At 67.7% G+C, this 21,034-nt stretch carries 16 protein-coding genes; 6 read left to right on the top strand and 10 right to left on the bottom strand.

The genetic code is table 11. The annotated features are described in order from the left end of the window. Window positions 1-111: 111 nt before the first annotated feature. Window positions 112-2,790: an alanine--tRNA ligase gene (gene alaS, locus OWC43_RS05380; protein ID WP_393955968.1), complete on the bottom strand. Its 2,679-nt coding sequence runs from the start codon at window positions 2,788-2,790 to the stop codon at window positions 112-114. Window positions 2,791-2,906: 116 nt separating this feature from the next. Next, window positions 2,907-3,659 carry a helix-turn-helix transcriptional regulator gene (locus tag OWC43_RS05375; RefSeq protein WP_393955967.1) on the bottom strand — a complete coding sequence of 251 codons (753 nt, stop codon included), beginning with the start codon at window positions 3,657-3,659 and terminating at the stop codon, window positions 2,907-2,909. A gap of 87 nt (window positions 3,660-3,746) precedes the next feature. On the opposite strand from OWC43_RS05375, the gene OWC43_RS05370 reads away from it, so the two are divergent. Then, window positions 3,747-4,346, top strand: coding sequence for a glutathione S-transferase family protein (locus tag OWC43_RS05370; RefSeq protein WP_393955966.1), 600 nt, complete (start codon window positions 3,747-3,749; stop codon window positions 4,344-4,346). Between the two features lie 183 nt (window positions 4,347-4,529). On the opposite strand, the gene OWC43_RS05365 is transcribed toward OWC43_RS05370, so the two are convergent. The 4 genes from OWC43_RS05365 to OWC43_RS05350 form a co-directional block, all read right to left on the bottom strand. Next, window positions 4,530-6,065 carry a porin gene (locus OWC43_RS05365; RefSeq protein WP_393955965.1) on the bottom strand — a complete coding sequence of 512 codons (1,536 nt, stop codon included), beginning with the start codon at window positions 6,063-6,065 and terminating at the stop codon, window positions 4,530-4,532. A 606-nt stretch (window positions 6,066-6,671) separates the two neighbouring features. Next, complete coding sequence (locus tag OWC43_RS05360) at window positions 6,672-6,854, bottom strand: hypothetical protein (RefSeq protein ID WP_393955964.1); 183 nt, start codon at window positions 6,852-6,854, stop codon at window positions 6,672-6,674. 410 nt (window positions 6,855-7,264) lie between these two features. Continuing rightward, window positions 7,265-8,344, bottom strand: coding sequence for a recombinase RecA (gene recA, locus OWC43_RS05355; protein ID WP_373324438.1), 1,080 nt, complete (start codon window positions 8,342-8,344; stop codon window positions 7,265-7,267). A 351-nt stretch (window positions 8,345-8,695) separates the two neighbouring features. Further along, the gene (locus OWC43_RS05350; protein WP_137827538.1) at window positions 8,696-9,406 is read right to left on the bottom strand and encodes a hypothetical protein; all 711 of its coding nucleotides are present in this window, start codon (window positions 9,404-9,406) and stop codon (window positions 8,696-8,698) included. Window positions 9,407-9,684: 278 nt separating this feature from the next. Between OWC43_RS05350 and OWC43_RS05345 the strand changes: the two genes are divergently transcribed. From OWC43_RS05345 to OWC43_RS05330, 4 genes are all read left to right on the top strand, one after another. Continuing rightward, window positions 9,685-10,851, top strand: a complete 1,167-nt coding sequence (locus tag OWC43_RS05345; protein ID WP_393955963.1) for a YihY/virulence factor BrkB family protein — start codon at window positions 9,685-9,687, stop codon at window positions 10,849-10,851. A 196-nt stretch (window positions 10,852-11,047) separates the two neighbouring features. Beyond that, window positions 11,048-13,267, top strand: a complete 2,220-nt coding sequence (locus OWC43_RS05340; RefSeq protein WP_393955962.1) for a TonB-dependent siderophore receptor — start codon at window positions 11,048-11,050, stop codon at window positions 13,265-13,267. A 16-nt stretch (window positions 13,268-13,283) separates the two neighbouring features. Further along, window positions 13,284-13,436, top strand: a complete 153-nt coding sequence (locus tag OWC43_RS05335; RefSeq protein WP_171015378.1) for a hypothetical protein — start codon at window positions 13,284-13,286, stop codon at window positions 13,434-13,436. Between the two features lie 112 nt (window positions 13,437-13,548). Continuing rightward, window positions 13,549-14,769, top strand: a complete 1,221-nt coding sequence (locus OWC43_RS05330) for a PepSY-associated TM helix domain-containing protein (RefSeq protein WP_393958498.1) — start codon at window positions 13,549-13,551, stop codon at window positions 14,767-14,769. On the opposite strand, the gene OWC43_RS05325 is transcribed toward OWC43_RS05330, so the two are convergent. Continuing rightward, the gene (locus tag OWC43_RS05325; protein WP_393955961.1) at window positions 14,727-15,218 is read right to left on the bottom strand and encodes a cupin domain-containing protein; all 492 of its coding nucleotides are present in this window, start codon (window positions 15,216-15,218) and stop codon (window positions 14,727-14,729) included. The two genes, OWC43_RS05330 and OWC43_RS05325, sit on opposite strands and share 43 nt — an antisense overlap. A gap of 155 nt (window positions 15,219-15,373) precedes the next feature. Beyond that, a complete protein-coding gene (locus tag OWC43_RS05320; RefSeq protein WP_393955960.1) occupies window positions 15,374-15,760 on the bottom strand; it encodes a hypothetical protein in 387 nt (128 codons plus the stop codon). 449 nt (window positions 15,761-16,209) lie between these two features. Between OWC43_RS05320 and polA the strand changes: the two genes are divergently transcribed. Next, window positions 16,210-19,353 (top strand): DNA polymerase I, encoded by a 3,144-nt coding sequence (polA, locus tag OWC43_RS05315; RefSeq protein ID WP_393958497.1) that lies wholly within the window; start codon window positions 16,210-16,212, stop codon window positions 19,351-19,353. A gap of 57 nt (window positions 19,354-19,410) precedes the next feature. Here polA and OWC43_RS05310 read toward each other — a convergent pair whose 3' ends face one another. Continuing rightward, a complete protein-coding gene (locus OWC43_RS05310) occupies window positions 19,411-19,803 on the bottom strand; it encodes a GIY-YIG nuclease family protein (protein WP_393955959.1) in 393 nt (130 codons plus the stop codon). Window positions 19,804-20,016: 213 nt separating this feature from the next. After that, window positions 20,017-21,033 carry a D-cysteine desulfhydrase family protein gene (locus OWC43_RS05305; RefSeq protein WP_393955958.1) on the bottom strand — a complete coding sequence of 339 codons (1,017 nt, stop codon included), beginning with the start codon at window positions 21,031-21,033 and terminating at the stop codon, window positions 20,017-20,019. Between the last annotated feature and the right edge of the window lies 1 nt (window position 21,034).

The raw sequence follows: 21,034 nt of genomic DNA, 5'->3' as shown, positions 1-21,034 counted from the left end.
GGGCAGTCAGTCCGGCCAAGCACGGGTGGGAGCGCGGCCAGACAAGCCGCGACTCCCTTCACCGTTCCGTGAGCGAAACCCTTTTTGTGTCTCCGCCCTTCGCGGGGCGCATCAGGCCGCCGCCAGTGCCTCGGCGATGGCGGCGAGCGCTGCGTCCGCCCCCTTGCCGTCGGGACCGCCGGCCTGGGCCATGTCCCGGCGTCCGCCGCCGCCCTTGCCACCGAGATGGCCCGCGCCCGCCCGCACGAGGCCGACCGCGTCGTAGCGCTCCGTCAGATCCTCGGTGACCCCGACGACGAGTCCGGCCTTGCCGTCCGGGGCGACGCCGACGATGGCGACGATGCCCGATCCAAGACGGGTCTTGCCCTCGTCGGCGAGGCCCTTCAGGTCGCGCATCTCGACGCCCTCGACCACCCGGGCCATCAGCTTCACGCCGTTGACCTCGCGCGCCTCGTCGCCCCCGCCCGAGCCGCCGCCCATGGCGATCTTTTTCCGCGCATCCGCCAGCTCCTTCTCGAGCCGGCGGCGCTCCTCGATGAGCGAGGCGAGGCGGTCCGGCACGTCGGCGACGGGCGCCTTGATCAGGCCGGCGAGCTGGCTCAGCGTGCGGCTCTCGGCCTGCCGGTGGCGGCGCGCCGCGTTGCCGGTCATCGCCTCGATGCGGCGCACGCCCGCGCCCACCGCACTCTCGCCGAGCACGGTGATCTGGCCGATCTGGCCCAGATGCGACACGTGGGTGCCGCCGCACAGCTCGATCGAGAAGTTCGGCAGGCGCCCGCCCTCGACCTCGCGGCCTTCGTCGTCCACGGGTCGGCCCATGGAGACGACGCGCACCTCGTCGCCGTACTTCTCGCCGAACAGCGCGCGGGCGCCGGACTCGATCGCCTCGTCCACCGCCATCAGCTTGGTGACGACCGGGGCATTCTGGAGCAGCACCGCGTTGGCGATCTCCTCGACGCGGGTCAGCTCCGTCTCGTCGATGGGCTTGGGATGGCTGATATCGAAGCGCAGGCGCTCGGGGGCGACGAGCGAGCCCTTCTGCGCCACGTGATCGCCGAGCACCTGCCGCAGGGCCTCGTGCAGCAGGTGGGTCGCCGAGTGATTGGCGCGGATCGCGGCGCGGCGGGCGTGGTCCACCTTCAGCTCGACCGCCGCCCCCATCGCGAGCGTGCCCTCGTCCACCGTGACGTGGTGGACGAACAGGTCGCCGAGCTTCTTCTCGGTGCCGGAGACGCGGGCCTTGAGGCCCGGTCCGGTGATCGTGCCGGTGTCGCCGACCTGACCGCCGGATTCGCCGTAGAACGGCGTCTGGTTGACGACGACGAGGCCGGTTTCGCCGGCCTTGAGAGCCTCGACCTCGGCTCCCTCGCGCAACACGGCGCCGACGACCGCTTCCGCCGCCTCGGAATCGTAGCCGAGGAACTCGGTGGCGCCGGTGCGCTCCTTGATGCCGAACCAGACGGTCTCGGTCGCGGCCTCGCCCGACCCCTGCCACGCGGCCCGCGCCGCCTGCTTCTGGCGCTGCATGGCGGCGGAGAACGCCTCCGTATCGACGCCGATGCCGCGGGATTTCAGGGCGTCCTGCGTCAGGTCGAGGGGGAAGCCATAGGTGTCGTAGAGCGTGAAGGCGGTCTCGCCCGAGAGGTTTTGCCCATCGCCGAGATCGCGGGTCTCGGCGTCGAGAATGGCAAGGCCCCGCTCCAGGGTCTTGCGGAATCGGCCCTCCTCCAGACGCAGGGTCTCCGAGATCAGCGCCTCGCTGCGGGTCAGTTCGGGGAAAGCCTGGCCCATCTCGCGCACCAGCGCGGGGACGAGGCGGTACATCACCGGCTCGCGGGCGCCGAGCAGTTCGAGATGGCGCATGGCGCGGCGCATGATCCGGCGCAGCACGTAGCCGCGACCCTCGTTCGAGGGCAGGACGCCGTCCGCGATGAGGAAGGAGGTCGAGCGCAGATGGTCGGCGATCACCCGGTACGAGGCGCGCGTCGCCGGCTCCGGCGCCTTCGACACGGCATGCGCCACGGTGTCGATCAGCGCGCGAAACAGGTCGGTGTCGTAGTTCGAGTGGACGCCCTGAAGGATCGCCGCCATGCGCTCCAGGCCCATGCCGGTGTCGATCGAGGGCCGCGGCAGCGGATTGCGCACCCCCGGCTCGATCTGCTCGTATTGCATGAACACGAGATTCCAGAACTCGAGGAAGCGGTCGCCGTCCTCGTCCGGGGAGCCGGGCGGGCCGCCGGCGAGCGCCGGGCCCTGATCGATGAAGATCTCGGAGCACGGGCCGCAGGGGCCGGTGTCGCCCATCTGCCAGAAATTGTCCGATGTCCCGATCCGGATGATCTTCTCGTCACCGAACCCGGCAATCTTCTTCCAGAGGCCGGCCGCCTCGTCGTCGTCGGCATAGACCGTCACGAGGAGCTTCTCGGGCGAGAGGCCGAACTCCTTGGTGATCAGGGTCCAGGCGAGTTCGATCGCGTCGGCCTTGAAGTAATCTCCGAACGAGAAATTGCCGAGCATCTCGAAGAAGGTGTGGTGCCGGGCGGTGTAGCCGACATTATCCAGATCGTTGTGCTTGCCGCCGGCCCGGACGCACTTCTGCGAGGAGGTCGCCTTCACATACGGGCGCTTCTCGACGCCGGTGAAGACGTTCTTGAACTGCACCATGCCGGCGTTCGTGAACATCAGCGTCGGGTCGTTCTTGGGCACGAGCGAGGACGACGGCACCACCGCGTGCCCGGCATCCCTGAAGTAGTCCAGGAAGGTCGATCGGATCTCGTTGACGCCGCTCATCGGATAGGCTCGGAAATCAAGTCGCGTCGGGGGACCGGCTCGGAAGAGCGCGGCCGCATCCGGCCCTCATACGGTCCGCCGCCCTGCGAGTCACGTCGGCAGGTGAGCTCGGCGGTTTACCGAGATCCGTCCCCTCGTCTCTCCTGCGGATCGGCGCTCGCCGCGCGGGTCGCGCCGGCGCGGCGCAGTTCGGCGAGATAGTCGCGCAGCAGGGCCGCCCGTCGCGGCCGGAAGCTGATGCCCGTGGCCGCGACCGCGCGGATACGATCGAGGCGGAACATGCGGAACGCCTCCCGCAAGGTGCACCACGCCAGCAGGGTCATCTGGCTGTCGAGATAGACGATGGAGAGCGGCAGGATGGTCCGCTCCGTCGGGGCGCCGTCCTTGTCGGCGTAGCGGATGGCAAGCGCTTCCTCGCGCCAGCAGCCGGACCGGATCGTCGCCATGAATCCCACGATGTCGGGCATCGCGGGAAAGCGCGCGGCGAAGCGACGGGCTTGGCTGACCGCGTGAAGCAGATGCTGCTCGGCCCGGTCGGGCAGGGTCGCGGCGACCTTGGCCAGCACCGAGGCCGCGGCCTCCGCCAGCGCCGGGTCGCCCATCTGGCGCACCTCGGACAGGCCGAGCACCAGCGCTTCGATCTCGATGCGCTCGAAGGTCTGCGGCGGCAGGGCCACGTCCTCGATCAGGCGGTAGCCGTAGCCGCGCTCGCCCTCGATCCGGGCACCGGCGGCGCGCAATGCGTCGATGTCGCGATAGAGCGAGCGCAGGGACACACCGGTCTCCTCGGCGAGCCGGGCCGCCGTGACCGGGGCGGGCAGGACCCGCATGGCATGCAGCAGGCGGAAGAGCCGGTCGGTGCGGGCCATCGCGCTCCTGACGGAAACTGGCAGGTGGGGTGGCGTACATCATCGTCGGCTGCCCGGCCACAGGCGCCGACCCGCAGGAGCCCTTCCATGATCACGCTCTACCACTCGCCCAACAGCCGCTCGACCCGCATCGTCGCGCTCCTGAAGGATCTCGACGCCCTGGACACCGTCGGCATCGAGGTCGTCACCATTCCCCGCATGGACGGCACCGGCGCCCGCGACCCGCGCAACCCCCATCCCGACGGCAAGGTCCCGCTGCTCGACCATGACGGTGTGCTGGTGTGGGAATCGAGCGCCATCGTTCAACACCTCGCCGAGCTGTTCCCCGATGCGGGTTTGAGCGTTCCGGCCGGCGATCCGCGGCGGGGGGCCTATCTCAGCTGGCTCGCCTGGTATGCCGGCGTGGTCGAGCCGGTGCTGACGCTCCAGGCGCTCGGGATCGATCATCCGGGCCTATCCCGGACCTTCCGCACTGCGGACCATGTCAAAGCCCGGCTCGCCGCGGCGCTGGCGGACCGGCCCTATCTCTTGGGCGAGCACTACACGGCAGCCGACCTGCTGCTGCACTCGCCCTATGCGTGGTTCGGCAAACCCGGCCTTCCGGCGATCGACGCCTGGGTGGACCGCTGCACGGACAGCCCCGGCGCCCGCTTCGCGGCGGAGTTCGACGCGGCACAGGGACGCTGAGCGTCGGGCTGAGCGCGCGTCGGCCCACCCTTTCCCTCATCCTGAGGTGGCGCTGCGAAGCGGCGCCCTCGAAGGAGGGCTCGAGCGCGTCGCGCGATCCCTAAAGCTCTCCGTCGAGGCTCAGCCTTCGGCTGAGCACCTCAGGATGAGGGGGCTGGGTGGGACGGGGCGAAGAAAAGGCCATCAATAATTGACCTGCAGCTGCGCCCGGAACAGATCGCCCTCCGCCTGTCCGAGGCGGCGCTCGTCGGCCTCGCGGCGGTTCATGCGAGCATAGGCGAGAGTGATCTCGATCGGCTTGATCGGCTGGAACTCGATGCCGATCTCGACCTCGTCGGTTTCGAGGCGCGGCGCGTTGGTGGCGACCTTCCAGCCGCCGCGATAGGTCTGCCAGCGGGCATAGGGCATGAACGGGCCGACCCACGAATGGTCGATCCGGACCATCGCCTGGACGTAGCCACCCTCCAGCGGTTTCGTCGTGATTGCTTGGGCGACCGGATCGAATTCCGGCCCCCGGCCCCAATTCCACTCGGCCTGGAGACCGAAGGGTTGGGGATAGAGGATGGCGTGGATGCCGACGCGGCTATCGTCGAAGCTCGTCGCAGTGACGCCGCCGGCACGGGTCTCGGGTTGGAACTGGTTGTGGTAGGCCGAGCCCCCGACCTCGACGACTTGATCCTTGAACGCGGCGCCCAGCCCATCGAGCAGGAAGGGCCACGTGACCATTCCGGCGACCATCACGCCGTTGTTGCGCTCGATCCGGTTGATGGTCTGGCCGTTATAGACCCCCAGCCCGAAGGCGCCGTAATTGCCGAACAGCTTCTGCCCACCCTTGGCCAGTCGATCCCAGATCCGCTGCACGTGCCAGGGGGTGTAGTAATAGGTGATGCCGATATCGCGCTCGCCGGGGATGGCGCTGTTGATCGCGTCCGAGCGGTCGAGCGTCAGACGGTTCTGCGAGGATTGCAGGTTCTCCCAGCCATAGGGCACCTTCTGCTGACCCAGGCGCAGCTTCGAGCGGCGATCCTCGTCGAGGAACACATCGGCGAAGGCATCGCGCAATTGCGCGAAATGCTGGCGCGGCTCGGGCCCCGCCTGATTGTTCACGCTCACGGCGAAGTCCGGCTGGATGTAGAGGAAGACCCGCTCGTGAATGTCGCCCTGGATGACGAGGCGCACCCGCCGGAAGGTGAAGTTGTTGGCCTGAGTGATGCCGCTGTCGTGGACCGAGCGCAGCCGTGAGACGCCGGACGGCGCAGTGTCGTCGCCGGACAGGAACTCGTTGACGCGCAGCTGCGTGTAGCCGCGCAGGGACAGGCGCTCGAACCAGGTCTTGGGCCGCTTCGGCTTGTCGGGATCGTCTTCCAGCAACTCGGGCGGCGGCGGCAGCAACGCCCGCCACCACGTATCGGGCTCGTCGGCGAGGATGGCCTGACGCTCGGCCCGAGCCCCCGGCTTCGGGTCGAGCGCCGATTCCACCGGCCGTCCCGCCGCCGGCAGCGTGCCGGCATCGCTGCGCCCGGCGAGGCGGGCCGGCTTGGGACGGGGTCCGACTCCACCCGTTCTGCGCAGGTCCCGTTCGGCGGCCTGCGCCCGGATCATCGCCTTCAACTCATCGATCTGCCGCTGCAGTTCGGCCACGGTCTGAGCCTCGGCCGGCGAGAAGGGCAGCATCAGCGCCCCCAATCCCAGCTTGGTCGCAAGCAGGCATCGCTTCATCGATCGGGCTCTCCGCGCCGCGCGAGCCTCCTGTGAGATCGGTGGATCCCCGCAACGGCTGCGCGTTCTGCGGCGCGGCCATAACATTCGATCAATATTATTGGAATAACCTAGAGATATTTTACTCGCAATATTGCTCACTTTATAAATAACGCTCACATTCGTTCGCGTAATCCCTCAGAATACGAGACAAATTACGTCATATATCCTTCATAGATCTATGATCTTATACACAGGTGGGTTGCCATGGCATGTGGGCAGCGGCGCAGCTCATGGCGATGGGAACGGCCTTTTGGGAACTGAAGCTGCGCGCCGCCGCTGAGCGCCCCCGCACCCGAAGCATCGCTCGGCCCCGTGACGCTGCGGATCCTTCGATCGCGTGAGAACGCCGCGCGGACATGCATCGAACGCAGAGCCCATGCACCGATGCCCTGTCGTCGTCGGCTCACGGCGAGACAGCCGAGACTTGGCCGCATCGCCTCAAGCGGTGGTCGGTTCTGCACCGGACCAAGCGCTGATCGCTGTCGGTCTGTCAGCAACGCTGCATCGCGGCTCAGAAGCGGCGGCCCGATAGGGCCGTGACGGTCCCGGCCCACGCGACTCCGCTCACACGAGCGGGCTCACGGCGCGACCCTGCATGGTGATCCGATAATGGTCGGCATTCGCCGAAGAGCGTATGGCGAGACCGCGGCGGACGAGGGCGTTGAGGGTGGTGCGACAGGGGCCGTGGTCGCAGACCGGTATCCACCGATGCTCCTCCTGATCCGCCAGCCATTGTAGGGCTCGCATCTGCCTCTGATTCAGCGTGGCCATCGTCACATGCATCTCGGATTGCACAGAAAGAGGCCCGCCGCCGAAGGCGGGCCAAGTCATTTCTGGAGTCGCTGCGTGGTAGGCAGCTACTATGACGGACGAGATAGGGAGAAATTTATTCCAGGAAAGTATTACTGCGATGAGATGACCACCACTGGAATAATCTACGAGAGCGATGTTCTGCCTTTAATCCTTGTATACATAATACCATAAGGGCCATCTTGCACCGATGTGCGCTATCGCAAGCCGCGCCCCGATCCGGTCTTGCGCGGGGATCAACGAGAACCAACCGCTGAAGGCGGCGCGATCCTGAGAAGCGAACATGAAAAAGGGCGGGAGGATGAACCTCCCGCCCCATGATGGACGATGCGAAGATCGGGGAAGCGTCAGGCTTCGCCTTCGTCGAGATCGTCTGCCGTCGGCTTGGCGTTCTCGAGGATGCGGTCGGCCACCAGACCCGAGTTTTGCCGGATCGAGCCCTCGATCTTGGCAGCGATGTCGGGATTGTCGCGCAGGAAGCCCTTCGCGTTCTCGCGGCCCTGGCCGAGGCGCTGGCTATCGTAGGAGAACCACGCGCCCGCCTTCTCGACGATGCCGGCCTTGACGCCGAGATCGATCAGCTCGCCGACCTTGGAGACGCCCTCGCCGAACATGATGTCGAATTCGACCTGCTTGAAGGGCGGAGCGACCTTGTTCTTGACGACCTTGACGCGGACCTGATTGCCGATCGCCTCATCGCGATCCTTCAGGGTCGAGACGCGGCGGATATCGAGGCGCACCGATGCGTAGAACTTCAGCGCGTTGCCGCCCGTCGTGGTCTCGGGCGAACCGTACATCACGCCGATCTTCATCCGGATCTGGTTGATGAAGATGACCATGCAGTTCGAGCGCGAGATCGAACCGGTGAGCTTGCGAAGGGCTTGGCTCATCAGGCGGGCCTGAAGGCCGGGCTGGCTCTCGCCCATCTCACCCTCGATCTCCGCTCGCGGGGTCAGCGCGGCGACGGAGTCGACCACCAGCACGTCGATCGCGCCCGAGCGCACCAGCGTGTCGGTGATCTCCAGCGCCTGCTCGCCGGTATCGGGCTGCGAGATCAGCAGATCGTCGAGATGGACGCCGAGCTTGCGCGCGTAGACCGGATCGAGGGCATGCTCGGCATCGACGAAGGCGCAGACGCCGCCCTTCTTCTGGGCTTCGGCGATGGTGTGCAGCGCGAGCGTCGTTTTGCCCGAGGATTCCGGCCCGTAAATCTCGATGACCCGGCCGCGCGGCAGACCGCCAACGCCCAGCGCGATATCGAGACCCAGCGAGCCGGTGGAGACCGTCTCGACCTCCTGCACCTTGTCGGACTTGCCGAGGCGCATGATCGAGCCCTTGCCGAAGGCCCGCTCGATCTGCGTCAGCGCCGCATCGATCGCCTTCGCCTTGTCCTTGTCCGCAGCAGCCATCGTCGTGGATTCCACCATCTTCAGCGCAGGCTGGGCCATCGCGTGAGGCTCCTTATGCATGGGAGGGGCGCAAGGCTCAATGCGCCCGGGCCGATGCATTTCGTACCTGTTTTGTTCTCATTGTGCAAGGGCGAGTGCAGACGAACGCTCCGCGAATGCGTGCGCTCTTACAGGACGGCGACCTGCACCTTCCCGTAGAACGGGCGACCTTTTCCGGATCGAAACACGAGCGCCGCGACAGGAGGTGGCAAGTCCTTCGAGGGCGAGCGCGACGCTCGGGCGAGGATCGTCCCCTCGCCCTCGGCTCATCTCGATCGTGCGGTATTCCCCGTGCGAGCGCCGATCGCGTCGCCGCCCGACCGACGCCGTTTACTGCGCCGTCTTCCACAAGCTGATCACCCGGGCGCCGGTGCCCGTCTCGGCCCGGGCCTGCCGGGTCAGCGTCTCGATCTCCTCCTGCGGCGCGAGGCGGCGGGCTTTGGCCAGTGCCTTGCGGGCCTCCTCCGCCGGCATGGCGCCGTGGGGGACCATCATGGCGAGCAGCTGCTTGCGGGTCTTGGAGTCGAGGGAGCGCGAGGACCGAACGTCCTCGAAATCGGTCATCCGGTGGCGCGCCGCCTTGCTGCCGCGTCCGCGATCCTCGCGGCCGAGAAACACCTTCGGACCGCCGGGCATCACCACGATGTCGCCGGGACGCAGGGTGTCGTCGCGAAGGAGGGCGGCGGTCGGGTTGGCTGCGATCGCCTTCTGATCGACCGGCTGCTTGCCGCTGACGCCGGACACGTCCTCATCCTTCGGCAAGGCGGCGTAGCGCACCTTGGGCTTCGCACGGTCGGCCCCGCGGCTGTGGCGGCGCCAGCGGTAGCGCTCGTTCACCTCGCCCCCGCCATAGGACGGCACGGCCTGCACGGGCGCGGGCGGAGCCTCGACCTGCCGCGGTGTCCCACCGAAGAGATGCCCGAAGAGGCCGCCGAGGCCGGCCTCCTGAGCGTGGACGCCCGCGATCGTCGAGAACACAAGGGCGGAAGAGGCGAGAACGAGCGCGATGCGCCGTCCGGAGCGAGGCAGGGTCGAAGGCATCGGCGGCTCCTGAAGCTACCTCACGACGCTCCTGATACGCAGGAGCCGGCTTTCCGCGTGGGCGGAACAATCGTGAGAAACACTCGTCGAGGTTGGTCGCGTTCGACCGATGCGCACTCAACATGGGGCCGAGCTTCAGGGTTCCGGCAGAAGGGTGTTTGAATTGTGAATTTTCAAGGGCAGAACGCGCGGCCCCTCACGCCGATGTGAACCGAGTACGGTGCCCGGCGGTTGCCCATGGTGCCGCTTTCCCGCGGTGACCGGAGCCGACCGAGACGATGCCGACGAACGACCCGTCCCCGTCCCTTCCCGTGATCCATCCCGAACCGCGCCACCCCACGCTGTGGACGCTCGCCCTGTCGGCGGCCCTTCTCGGGCTCGTCGCCCTGCCGCGCCGGGCTCCTTCCCGCTCTGGCGGCGTCCCGCGAGAGCCGAACGGGGACGCGGCCCGCCAGGAATCGCCCTCGCACGAGGGTGCGGATGCGCATCGGGTGGCGCGGACGGAGCGGGATCGCGGCCGGGCGGCCGAGAGCCCCGAGAAGATCCCTGCTGCGGGCTGGTGGGACATCCTCAAGCGCGCCTACCACGACGTCGGCGAGAACCGGCTGATGCTGGTCTCGGCGGGGGTGACCTTCTTCGTACTGCTGGCGATCTTCCCGGCCATCGCCGCCCTGGTCTCAGTCTACGGCCTGATCGCCGACATCGCGACGATCAACCAGCAGATCGAGGCATTGCGCGGGATCCTGCCCTCGGGCGGGCTCGACATCGTCAGCGAACAGGTCAAGCGCGTGGCCGAGAAGGGTGACACGACCCTGGGCCTCACCGCGCTCACCGGCATCGCCCTCTCGGTCTGGAGCGCCAATGGCGGGGTCAAGCACGTCTTCGACGCGCTCAACCTCGTCTACAACGAGCGCGAGCGGCGCGGCTTCTTTCGGCTCAACCTCGTCTCGCTCGCCTTCACGGCCGGCGCCCTGCTCTTCATCGTGCTGGCCTTGGCCGGCATCGTCGCCGTGCCGGTGGCGATCCAGACCCTGGGCCTGAGCACGGAGGGATGGTGGCTCGCGCTGCTGCGCTGGCCGGCGCTGTTCCTCGTCGTGCTGGGAATGCTCGCCGTGCTCTATCGCTACGGCCCGAGCCGAGACGCGCCGCGCTGGCGCTGGGTGACCCCCGGCGGCGTGCTCGCCGCCTTCCTGTGGCTGGCCGGTTCGCTGCTATTCTCGTGGTACGTCGCGAATTTCGGCTCGTACGACAAGACCTACGGGTCGCTCGGGGCCGCCATCGGCTTCATGACCTGGATCTGGATCTCGACCACGATCGTGCTGCTCGGCGCCCAGATCAATGCCGAGACCGAGCACCAGACCGCGGAGGACACGACGGTCGGTGCGCCGAAGCCCCTCGGCGACCGCGATGCCCGAATGGCGGACACGGTCGGCGCCTCACCGTGAGGCCAGAGGTTTCAACAAGTCGAAGGTGGCGATCAAGACTGATTTTCCCTGAGATCGTCAATCGAGTTTCGTGGATCGGCGGGCATGCACGGATCTCACCTTGACCTCAAAAATTAACAATTGTTAGGAAGATAGGCCCGACTGACGGATCGGCCCGCCTTCCGCGGGCGCCGGTTGGGGCGGACGACCCGACTGCATGCCCCCACAATCTCCTTCCGCGACCGTGCTCCTGCTCGGCGCGCTGCTCGCCGCATCCGAAGCGCAGGCGCAGGGAGCGAGCGATCCCGTCGTCGCCCTCGACGAATTGTCGGTGACCGGTGACGGCAAGGCGATCTCCCGGGGCTACCAGCCCGTGCGTTCCTCCGTGGCCACGATCACCGAGACCCCGCTGATCAAGGTGCCGCAATCCATCGCCGTGGTCACCGAGCAGGTGCTGCAGGATCAGGCCGTGCGCAGCCTCGACGAAGCGCTCGTCAACGTATCGGGCATCACCCAGACCAACACCCTCGGCGGTACGCAGGACGCCTTCCTCCGCCGCGGCTTCGGCGAGCGAGCGGACGGCTCGATCCTGCGCGACGGTCTGCGCACGGCCCTGCCGCGCTCGTTCATGCCGACGACGCAGCGCGTCGAGGTGCTGAAGGGACCGGCCTCGGCGCTCTACGGCATCCTCGATCCGGGCGGGCTCATCAACATCGTCACCAAGAAGCCGCGCTTCGTTCAAGCGGGCTATCTCGAAGTGTTCGGCACCAGCTTCAACGGTGGCGGTATCGAGCTGGACCAGACCGGTCCGATCGAGGGGACGAACCTCGCCTACCGGTTCATCGCCGAGCACCGCAACCGGGAATACTGGCGCAACTTCGGCACCGAGAATCGCCAAGTGGTCGCCCCGTCCGTGACATGGCAGGGCGACGCCACGCGGGTGACGCTGGGCTATGAATGGTCGCGTTACCACGAACCGTTCGACCGCGGCACGGTGTTCGATCCGCTCACCGGCAAGGCGGTGCGGGTGCCGTCCAGCCGGCGCTTCGACGAGCGCTACAACATCACCAGGGGTGAGAGCCACGTCGCCACGCTCTCGGCCGAGCACAACTTCAACGAACGGTGGAAGGCGAACCTCAACTACGCCTTCAGCCACGATTTCTACGCGGACAACCAAGCCCGGGTGATGGGCTACAACCCGGCCACCGGCATCCTGACCCGCCGGGTCGACGCGACCCAGGGCTCCAGCACCTCCGTACATTCGGGCCGGATCGACCTCGTCGGCAAAGAGACCATCCTCGGCTTCGACCACGAGATCCTGATCGGTGCCTCCTACGATCAGTGGAATGGGCACCGGCAGAACATGATCCGAAGCCAGCAGCGCGCCGGCTTCAACATCTACAACCCCGTCTACGGGACGCTTCCGCAAAGCTTCGCGGTGTCCAACTCGGAGAGCGACCAGCGCGAGATCCTCGACACCACCTCGGTCTACATTCAGGATACCGTAGCCCTGACCGACCGCCTCACGGCCGTCGCGGGCCTGCGCTATCAGGATTACGATCAGATCGCCGGCAAGGGACGCCCGTTCAACCGGAACACCGACGTCTCCGGCAACCGCACCGTGCCGCGCCTCGGCCTCGTCTACATGCTGACGCCGAACCTGTCGGTCTACGGTTCCTACAGCGAGACCTTCCGGCCGAATTCCTCGATTGCGAGCCGGATCGGCGCGCTGCCGCCGGAATTGGGCCGCGCCTACGAGGTCGGACTGAAGGCCGAGCTGTTCGGCGGCATCACGGCGACCGCCGCGCTCTACGACATCCTCAAATCGAACGTGCAATTCGTTGAGCAGGTCACGCGGGCGGCCACGCAGGCGGAGCTTGCGGCACGGCCGTCGGAAAAGACCATCACGGAGACCCTGGCCCGCGTCGCAGGCCGCGTCCGCTCCCGCGGGTTCGAGTTCGACATTGCCGGGCAGATCGCGCCGGATTGGAGCCTCATCGGCACCTATGCCTACAACGATGCGCGGGTCGAACAGGACCCGGATCCGACGATCAACGGCAAGCGGCTCGCCAATGCCGCGATCCACACCGCCTCGCTGTTCCTCACCCACGATTTCGGGCTGGTGCCCGGCCTCTTCGGCGAGGGCCGACTGCGGGCGGGCATCGGCGGGCGCTATGTCGGCGAGCGGGCCGGCTCCGCGACGAACCGGTTCCCATCACCCTACACGAATGCCCGCTTCTTCCTGCCGGAATATGCGGTCGCCGATGCCTTCCTGGCCTACGACACCCAGGTGGCGGGCCGGCCAGCGACATTCCAGCTCAACCTGCGCAACCTGACCAACGCCACGACCTACACCTCGTCCATCGGGTCGAACAATTACGCCGTCACGATCGGCGAGCCGTTCCAGGCCATCGTCACCGCGCGCACCTTCTGGTGATCGACGGGGCTGGTGCATGGCGGCGACCCTCCGCACCTTCGTGCTGCGCTTGCACTGGGCGCTCGGCCTCGGCGCCGGTCTGGCCCTCGTGCTGACGGGTGTGACCGGCGCGATCGCGCGTTACGAGGCCGCGCTCCAAGAATGGATCGACACGGCCTCGCGATGGTGACACGAGCCGTCCCCCCGACCTCGATCGACGCCCGCTGCCCGACATGGCAGCGGGCATGCCGTTTCCCATCGTCATCACCGCGCATCGTCCGGTGGTCCATCGGGATTTCCACATGACGGTGACCGTCCGCACGGTTCTGTTCCGACTCCATTGGGCCCTCGGCCTCACCGCCGGTTTCGCGCTGATGCTGATCGGCGTGACCGGCGCGATGATGAGCTACGAGGAGGCGATCCACGAGTGGATCGATGCGGATCTCGCTTTCTTCGCGGCCCCGGTCCAGGATCGGCCGCGGCTCGGGCCGGACGCGCTGGTCGCGCGGGCCGAGGCGCAACGGCCGGGCCTCTCGGTCGATGCCCTGACCCTGGCGGGCGACCCCGCGCGGGTGCCCCGCGCCCGCTTCGCCCGGCAGGACGGCCATCGCCCCGCCTCCGCCTATCTCGATCCATATGACGGCACGCTGCGCGGACTCGCCCGGGCGGAGGGCGCGTTCGCGACGATCCGGGCGCTGCACCGCTACCTTCTGCTCCCCGGAGACGGCGGGGGTTGGGGCCGGACGGCGACGGGCACCTGCGCCCTGACCCTTCTCGTCTTCCTCGGAACCGGCGTGTATCTGCGCTGGCCCAAGATCCACCGCTGGAAGATCTGGCTCAAGCCCACCCTCGCCAGGCCAGGGCGGGCCCGCTGGTGGTCCCTGCACGCGGTGCTCGGCACATGGCTCGTGCCGATCTATCTCGTGCTGGTCCTCTCCGGCCTGTGGTGGTCGTACGACTGGTATCGCAGCGGCGCGACTTGGCTCCTCACCGGCACCGTCCCGCCCGGGAAGGAAGCGGCGGCGAACCGCAATACCGAACGCCCCGCCGCGCCCGAGCGACCTTTCGCCCTCGACGCCGCCTGGGCCACCTTCATGGAAGCCGAGGGTCGCGATGCGACGCAGGCCACGCTCACCCTCCCGGGGCCGGAGCTGCGGGTGATCCGCATCCGCTGGCTGCGGGCCGGGCAAAGGCCGGAGGACCGGGACGAGATGACCTTCGATGCCCGGACCGGATCGCTCCTCACGCTCAAGCGGGCGGCCGACAAGCCCCTCGGCCGCCGGATCGCCGACAACATGTTCGAGGTGCATCGAGGCCGCTTCTTCGGCGAGGCGGTCGGCCTCCTGTTCTTCGTCGCCGCCCTGGCGCTACCGCTCTTCGCGGCCACCGGGCTGACGCTCTACATCCTGCGGCGACGCGCGGGCCGCCGACGAAACGCGGCACCCGGCGGCGTCGCCGCACGCCCCCTCGTTCCCGGGCGTCAGTTCTGGGCGCGGCTCGGGTCGTCGGCCGGATTGAGGTAATCGACCCCGAACGGTCCGCTGCCGTTGACCTGAAGAATCACCTCTTCGTCGGTGGTCCAGAGGGAATGGGGCATGGCCTCGGGCAGGTAGACGAAGCCTCCGGCCTTGAGCGGCTCGCCCTTGCTCTTATCCACGGTCTTGCCGTGCTGATGGTAGATCGAGCCGGTCAGGATCGTCAGCGTCTCATCCTTGGAATGGGTGTGCGGCGCGATCACGGTGTTGGCCGGAAACTTCACCCTCAGAACGAAGGGGCCGGGTTTAGTGGGATCGCCGGCCAAGGCGACGATCTGCGTGCCCTTGGGCAGGTTCGGCGGCCCCGGCTGCCACTGGACGGCGCTTCCCTCCGGGAGGGTCACAGCGGCAGGGTGAGCGTGGTCACCGGCCGCAAGGGCGGGTGCGGCGAGCAGCGCGGACAGGGCCGCGACGGTCAGAACGGTTCGAATAGGCATCCTCATCCTCGGAGCAAGTCGCTGGAGCAGCTCCGCTGCCCAACGTCCTTTGCAGTGCATCGTTGCCCTAGGATGCATCCAGGCGCGGCCCGATCACGCAAAAGGGAACGGCGGGGCTCTCACCCCGCCGCTCCCCTTCAGACGATGCGCTCGACTTAGTAGGCCGGGCCGCCGCTCACGCGGCCATACTGCGGCACGGTGCGGTCGAGCTGCTCGGCGTTACCACCGCGCGCCGAGAAATCGACGGTGCCGCCGCGACGCGGAGCGACCGACCCGGTGACGATGTCGTCCGCTGCGCCGACGGTGCCGCCGACCACACCGCCCACGATGGTGCCGGCCGCGCCGACGGTGCCGCCGACGATGTTGCCGACGCCGCCGATGATACCGCCCTGACGGTTCGGCTCGATATGGGCGCCCCATACGTTGAGGGTGCCGTCACGGTTGTAGCTGGCGCTGTCCGTGTCGAAGGTCTGTGCAAGGCTCGGGGTCGCGGCAAGGCCGAGCGACAGAGCAACGGCGGCGGCGATCTGGGTGATCTTCATGATTGATCCTACATCTCGAAGCTTCGGCAGCGCGGGTGAGACACAAAGAGCGTATTCGCCGCTTCGGTCGTCGCTGCCCGTTTGCGATGGACCAAATCTGGTGCGTCTCATCTAGACGGCAATGCCTGCTTTGTCGCACCGCACCATCACTATTTTTCAAATTAGTCTGAGAACGATGCAATTTGGTGCCGCGACAGGATGCGCTCAAAAATTTCATGAACTTAAGCAATGGGTTCCAGCGTTTGTGCGGCGCAAACCTGGGACGTGCGTCGGCGCACTGGGCTCGGGTCGCCGCGAATTTTTTCTCTGCCGCGACGATCGATGCGGGCCCGGGCGCTCGATCAACGGTGATTGGCGGCATTTCCCCTCTCGGTGGCGATGGCCCGGGACGGCGAAAATGCTCTATGGCTTCGCCTTCCGTGTTCGTCCCGCCGATGGTGGCCCGAAAGATGACCGACGAGACAACAGCCCATCCGGCCCGAGCCGCTGCGGCGAAGCCGGTCGGTGCCGATGACCGGGTGATCCTGGTCGACGGCTCGTCCTTCATCTTCCGTGCGTATTTCCAGTCGATCAACCAGGATCAGAAGTACAACACGCGGCCATCCGACGGTCTGCCCACGGGCGCCGTGCGCCTCTTCTGCACGAAGATCGCGCAATTTCTCCAAGACGGGGCCGCCGGGGTGAAGCCGACGCATCTCGGCATCGTCTTCGACAAGTCCGAGGGCTCGTTCCGTAAGGAGCTGTTCCCGGACTACAAGGGTCACCGCCCCGATGCGCCCGACGACCTCAAGCGGCAGATGCCGCTGATGCGCGACGCGGTGCGCGCCTTCGGCCTGCACGCGGTCGAGCTGATCCGCTTCGAGGCCGATGATCTGATCGCCACCTATGCGCGGCAGGCCGAGGCCCGGGGCGCCGAGGTCATCATCGTGTCCTCCGACAAGGACCTGATGCAGCTCGTCTCGGACAAGATCCGGTTCTACGATTTCGAGTCGGGAGCCAAGGGCAAGCCCGGCTACCGGCCCGAGCGCAATCTCGATCGCGACGCGATCATCGCGAAGTGGGAGGGCCTATCGCCGGAGCAGATCGGCGACGCGCTGGCGCTCATTGGCGACACGTCGGACAACGTGCCGGGCGTACCCGGCATCGGGCTGAAGACCGCCGCCGCGCTCATCAAGGAATATGGCAGCCTCGAGCAGTTGCTGGAGCGGGCCGCCGAGATCAAGCAGCCCAAGCGCCGCGAGACGCTGCTGGCCAATATCGACCAGGCCAAACTCTCCCGCCGCCTCGTGGCCCTGGAAGAGAACGTGCCGGTGCCGGTGCCGCTGGACGAGCTCGGCGTGCCGGAGCCGAACCCGGAGAAGCTGGTCGGCTTCCTCAAGGCCATGGAGTTCAACACCCTGACGCGGCGCATCGCGCAGATGCTCCACGTCGATCCGGAGGCGGTGAAACCCGACCCCGCCCTGCTGCCGGGGGCGCAGCCCCACGCCTACACCAATGCCGCCGGCGGCTCGGACGCGGTGCCGTTCTTCGACGATTCCGTGCCCGTCGATCCCGAGACGGAAGCGGCCCCCGAGCGCACGGACGGGGCGGCGCCCCCCGAGGCCGGCGAGGTCGATCCCTTCGCCGATCTCGACCTGCCCGACGCCGCGCCGAAGAAGCGGGGACCATCCGAGCCCACACCCTCGACATTGGTCGCCGCCCGCGCGGCGGAAGCGGTCAAGCCGTTCGACACCGCGGCCTACGAGACCGTCACCACCGTCGCGCAGCTGGAGGCCTGGATCGCCGAAAGCTACGAGGCCGGCGTGGTCGCGGTCGATACAGAGACCGACGCCCTCGACGCCGCCAAGGCGGGCTTGGTCGGCGTCTCGCTCGCCACCGCCCCGGGGCGGGCCTGCTACATCCCACTCGCCCATGTCGCACCGGAAACGAAGGGCGGCGACCTGTTCGGCGAGGGAGGCGAGGCCGTCAAGGCACCGGCGCAGATCGATCTCGACGAAGCCCTGAGGCTCTTGAAGCCCCTGCTCGAAGATCCGGGCACGCTCAAAATCGGTCAGAACCTGAAATACGACCTCTCGGTGCTGTACCGTTACGGCATCGACGTGACCCCGTTCGACGATACGATGCTGATCTCCTACGTGCTCGATGCCGGCAAGGGCGGGCATGGCATGGACGAATTGGCGCGCCGCCATCTCGGCCACCAGCCGATCACCTTCGCGGACGTCGCCGGAACCGGGCGCAACAAGGTCACCTTCGACCGGGTGCCCCTCGACAAGGCGACCGCCTACGCGGCCGAGGATGCCGACGTGACGCTTCGGCTGTGGCGGATGATGAAGCCGCGCCTCGTCGCGGAGCGGCGGGTCACGGTCTACGAGACGCTGGAGCGCCCCCTCGTGCCGGTGCTCGCCCGGATGGAGCGGGCGGGCATCCGCATCGATCGCGGCATGCTGAGCCGCCTCTCGGGGGATTTCTCGCAGATCCTCGCGCGGCTCGAAGAGGAAATTCAGGAGGATGCCGGCGAGAAGTTCCAGGTGTCCTCGCCGAAGCAGATCGGCGACGTGCTGTTCGGCAAGATGGGTCTGCCCGGCGCCAAGAAGACGCCGTCCGGCCAATGGGCCACGCCCGCGACCTTGCTCGAAGAGCTGGCGCAGGCCGGCCACGACCTGCCGAAGAAGATCCTGAACTGGCGCCAGCTCTCCAAGCTGAAATCGACCTACACCGACTCGCTGCAGGAACATGCCGACCGGGAGACCAACCGGGTCCACACCTCGTTCTCCCTGGCCGCCACCACCACGGGACGGCTCTCCTCCTCCGATCCCAATCTGCAGAACATCCCGATCCGCACCGAGGAGGGCCGCCGCATCCGCCGCGCCTTCGTGGCGCCGGAGGGCAAGAAGCTGATCTCGGCGGATTACTCGCAGATCGAGCTGCGGCTCCTCGCCCACATCGCCGACATCCCGCAGCTGCGCGAGGCGTTCGAGCAGGGGCTCGACATCCACGCGGCCACCGCTTCGGCCATGTTCGGCGTGCCGCTCGACCAGATGACCGGCGATCTGCGCCGCCGGGCCAAGACCATCAATTTCGGCATCATCTACGGCATCTCGGCCTTCGGGCTGGCCGACCGCCTCGGCATCGGCCGCGAGGAGGCCTCCGCCTTCATCAAGCAGTATTTCGAGCGCTTTCCCGGCATCCGCGACTACATCGATACGACGAAGCGCTCCTGCCGCGACAAGGGCTACGTCACGACCCTGTTCGGGCGCGTCTGCCACTATCCGCAGATCCGCTCCAACAACCCCTCCGAGCGGGCGAGCGTGGAGCGCCAGGCCATCAACGCCCCGATCCAGGGCACCGCCGCCGATATCATCCGCCGCGCCATGACGCGGATGGAGGACGCGCTCGTGGCCGAGAAGCTCGACGTGCGGATGCTGCTGCAGGTGCACGACGAACTGGTGTTCGAGGCGCACGACGAGGAGGTCGAGCGGGCGATCCCGGTGATCGCCCGGGTGATGGAGGAGGCGCCGGCTCCCGCGCTCACCTTACGCGTGCCGCTGGTGGTGGAAGCGCGGGCGGCGGGGAACTGGGAGGAGGCGCATTGACCGCTTCTCCGCCGCCCTCATCCTGAAATGCCGTGTGAGCGGCCTCGAAGGAGGGCTTCAGGGATCGCGAGCAGACTGGAGGTCTCCTTCGAGGCCCGCCGGGGCGGGCACCTCAGGATGAGAGGTATGGGTGGGGGAAGACAAGGCGCCCGAGGCACCTTGTGCAGTGGGCCGCTTGGCGGCTTTCACGAGCCCATCCCAATCACCGTGGATGAGCGCCTCTTTCTTCGCCCGGCTCCAACCCTTCAACCGGCGCTCGTAAGCGACCGCCTCATCGAAACGCTCGAACGGTTCCGACCAGACGAGCGTGACCGGCCGCCGCCGGCTGGTGTAGCCGGCATAGGTTCCGGCCTGATGCTCACCGAGGCGCTTGTCCAGCGACTCGCCGCGCGACGAGCCGACGTAATAGCTGCCGTCGGCGCAGCGGAGGATGTAGACGAAGGTGGGCATGGACGGAGCGGCATCTCCGAGTCGATCCGCCTTGTCCTACCAAATCCCCTCATCCTGAGGTGCTGCGAAGCAGCCTCGAAGGAGGCCTCCAGACGCCTCGGCGATCTCTGGATCCCTCCTTCGAGGCCTTCGCTTCGCTGCGGCACCTCAGGATGAGGGAACTGGGTGGGACAGGCGAGATTGGATCGGCTCGCTCGATGCGAAGCTGAAACCTCACGCCCCCGCAAACTCCCCCCGATACGCGAACAACCCCGGCACGCCGCCGGTCATCACGAACAGGACCGCCGCCCCCGCCGGATAGGCCCCCGCGCGCACATCGTGCAGCAATCCCGCAAAGGCCTTGCCGCTATAGACCGGGTCGAGCAGAAGCCCTTCCGTCCGCGCCATCAGGCGCACGGCCTCGCGCATGCCCTCCGTCGGGATGCCGTAGCCGGGGCCGCGATGGGCGCCGTCGATTCCGATGGCGTCGTCGGGCAGCGTGAGGCCGGGATCGATCAGCGCAACGGTGTCGCGCGCCCGGGCGACGGTGGCGCTGCGGGCCTGCTCCTCCGGCGCGAGCACGGTGTAGGACAGGACGCATCTCGGATCGCGCCCCAGGGCCAAAAATCCGGCGGCGAGGCCGGCATGGGTGCCGGCGCTGCCGTTCGGGACGACGATACGGGCGAAGTCGAGCCCGATCAACGCGGCCTGTTCGGCGATCTCGGCGGCGCAAGCGGCGTAGCCGAGGCAGCCGAGCGGACTCGAGCCGCCGGAGGGGAAGACGGAGACCCGCCGCCCCTCGCCTCGCAGGACTTCCGCCCGCGCTTCGGCCTCCGCCAACGAATCCGCCTCCCCCGGCAGGAGATGGATGCGCGCGCCGAACAAGTCCTGCAGCAGGCGGTTGCCGTTGCCGGTGTAGTCGGCATCCTCCCGCGGCACGCTGCGGGTGAGGAACAGCTCGCAGGCGAGCCCGAGGCGGGCCGCCGCCGCCGCGGTCAGCCGCGCGTGGTTCGATTGCAGCGCCCCGACGGTGATGACGGTGTCGGCCCCCTCCGCCAGCGCTTGGCCCAGCAGGAATTCGAGCTTGCGCAGCTTGTTGCCGCCCCCACCCACGGGCCCGACATCGTCGCGCTTCACGAACAGGCGCACGCCGTTGAGCTCGGCCCCAAGATGGGTCGAGAGCCGGTCCAGCGAGCGGATCGGGGTCGGGCCGTCGGTGAGCGCCGCGCGCGGGAAGCGGGTGAGGTCCAAG

Origin of the sequence: Methylorubrum sp. POS3, assembly GCF_043352485.1 — a bacterium.
Taxonomy (GTDB): Bacteria; Pseudomonadota; Alphaproteobacteria; order Rhizobiales; family Beijerinckiaceae; genus Methylobacterium; species Methylobacterium suomiense.
The sequence above is the reverse complement of the archived record's forward strand: the minus strand, read 5'-3'. Positions and strand labels throughout refer to the sequence as shown.

What these genes read in the sequence shown, in the direction of transcription:
- OWC43_RS05345 (WP_393955963.1), top strand. Translation starts at nt 9,685, where the DNA reads ATGCCGACGAACGACCCGTCCCCGTCCCTTCCCGTGATCCATCCCGAA.
- OWC43_RS05335 (WP_171015378.1), top strand. Translation starts at nt 13,284, where the DNA reads ATGGCGGCGACCCTCCGCACCTTCGTGCTGCGCTTGCACTGGGCGCTC.
- OWC43_RS05320 (WP_393955960.1), bottom strand. Translation starts at nt 15,760, where the DNA reads ATGAAGATCACCCAGATCGCCGCCGCCGTTGCTCTGTCGCTCGGCCTT.
- OWC43_RS05330 (WP_393958498.1), top strand. Translation starts at nt 13,549, where the DNA reads ATGACGGTGACCGTCCGCACGGTTCTGTTCCGACTCCATTGGGCCCTC.
- polA (WP_393958497.1), top strand. Translation starts at nt 16,210, where the DNA reads ATGACCGACGAGACAACAGCCCATCCGGCCCGAGCCGCTGCGGCGAAG.
- OWC43_RS05340 (WP_393955962.1), top strand. Translation starts at nt 11,048, where the DNA reads ATGCCCCCACAATCTCCTTCCGCGACCGTGCTCCTGCTCGGCGCGCTG.
- alaS (WP_393955968.1), bottom strand. Translation starts at nt 2,790, where the DNA reads ATGAGCGGCGTCAACGAGATCCGATCGACCTTCCTGGACTACTTCAGG.
- recA (WP_373324438.1), bottom strand. Translation starts at nt 8,344, where the DNA reads ATGGTGGAATCCACGACGATGGCTGCTGCGGACAAGGACAAGGCGAAG.
- OWC43_RS05360 (WP_393955964.1), bottom strand. Translation starts at nt 6,854, where the DNA reads ATGCGAGCCCTACAATGGCTGGCGGATCAGGAGGAGCATCGGTGGATA.
- OWC43_RS05375 (WP_393955967.1), bottom strand. Translation starts at nt 3,659, where the DNA reads ATGGCCCGCACCGACCGGCTCTTCCGCCTGCTGCATGCCATGCGGGTC.
- OWC43_RS05310 (WP_393955959.1), bottom strand. Translation starts at nt 19,803, where the DNA reads ATGCCCACCTTCGTCTACATCCTCCGCTGCGCCGACGGCAGCTATTAC.
- OWC43_RS05325 (WP_393955961.1), bottom strand. Translation starts at nt 15,218, where the DNA reads ATGCCTATTCGAACCGTTCTGACCGTCGCGGCCCTGTCCGCGCTGCTC.
- OWC43_RS05350 (WP_137827538.1), bottom strand. Translation starts at nt 9,406, where the DNA reads ATGCCTTCGACCCTGCCTCGCTCCGGACGGCGCATCGCGCTCGTTCTC.
- OWC43_RS05370 (WP_393955966.1), top strand. Translation starts at nt 3,747, where the DNA reads ATGATCACGCTCTACCACTCGCCCAACAGCCGCTCGACCCGCATCGTC.
- OWC43_RS05365 (WP_393955965.1), bottom strand. Translation starts at nt 6,065, where the DNA reads ATGAAGCGATGCCTGCTTGCGACCAAGCTGGGATTGGGGGCGCTGATG.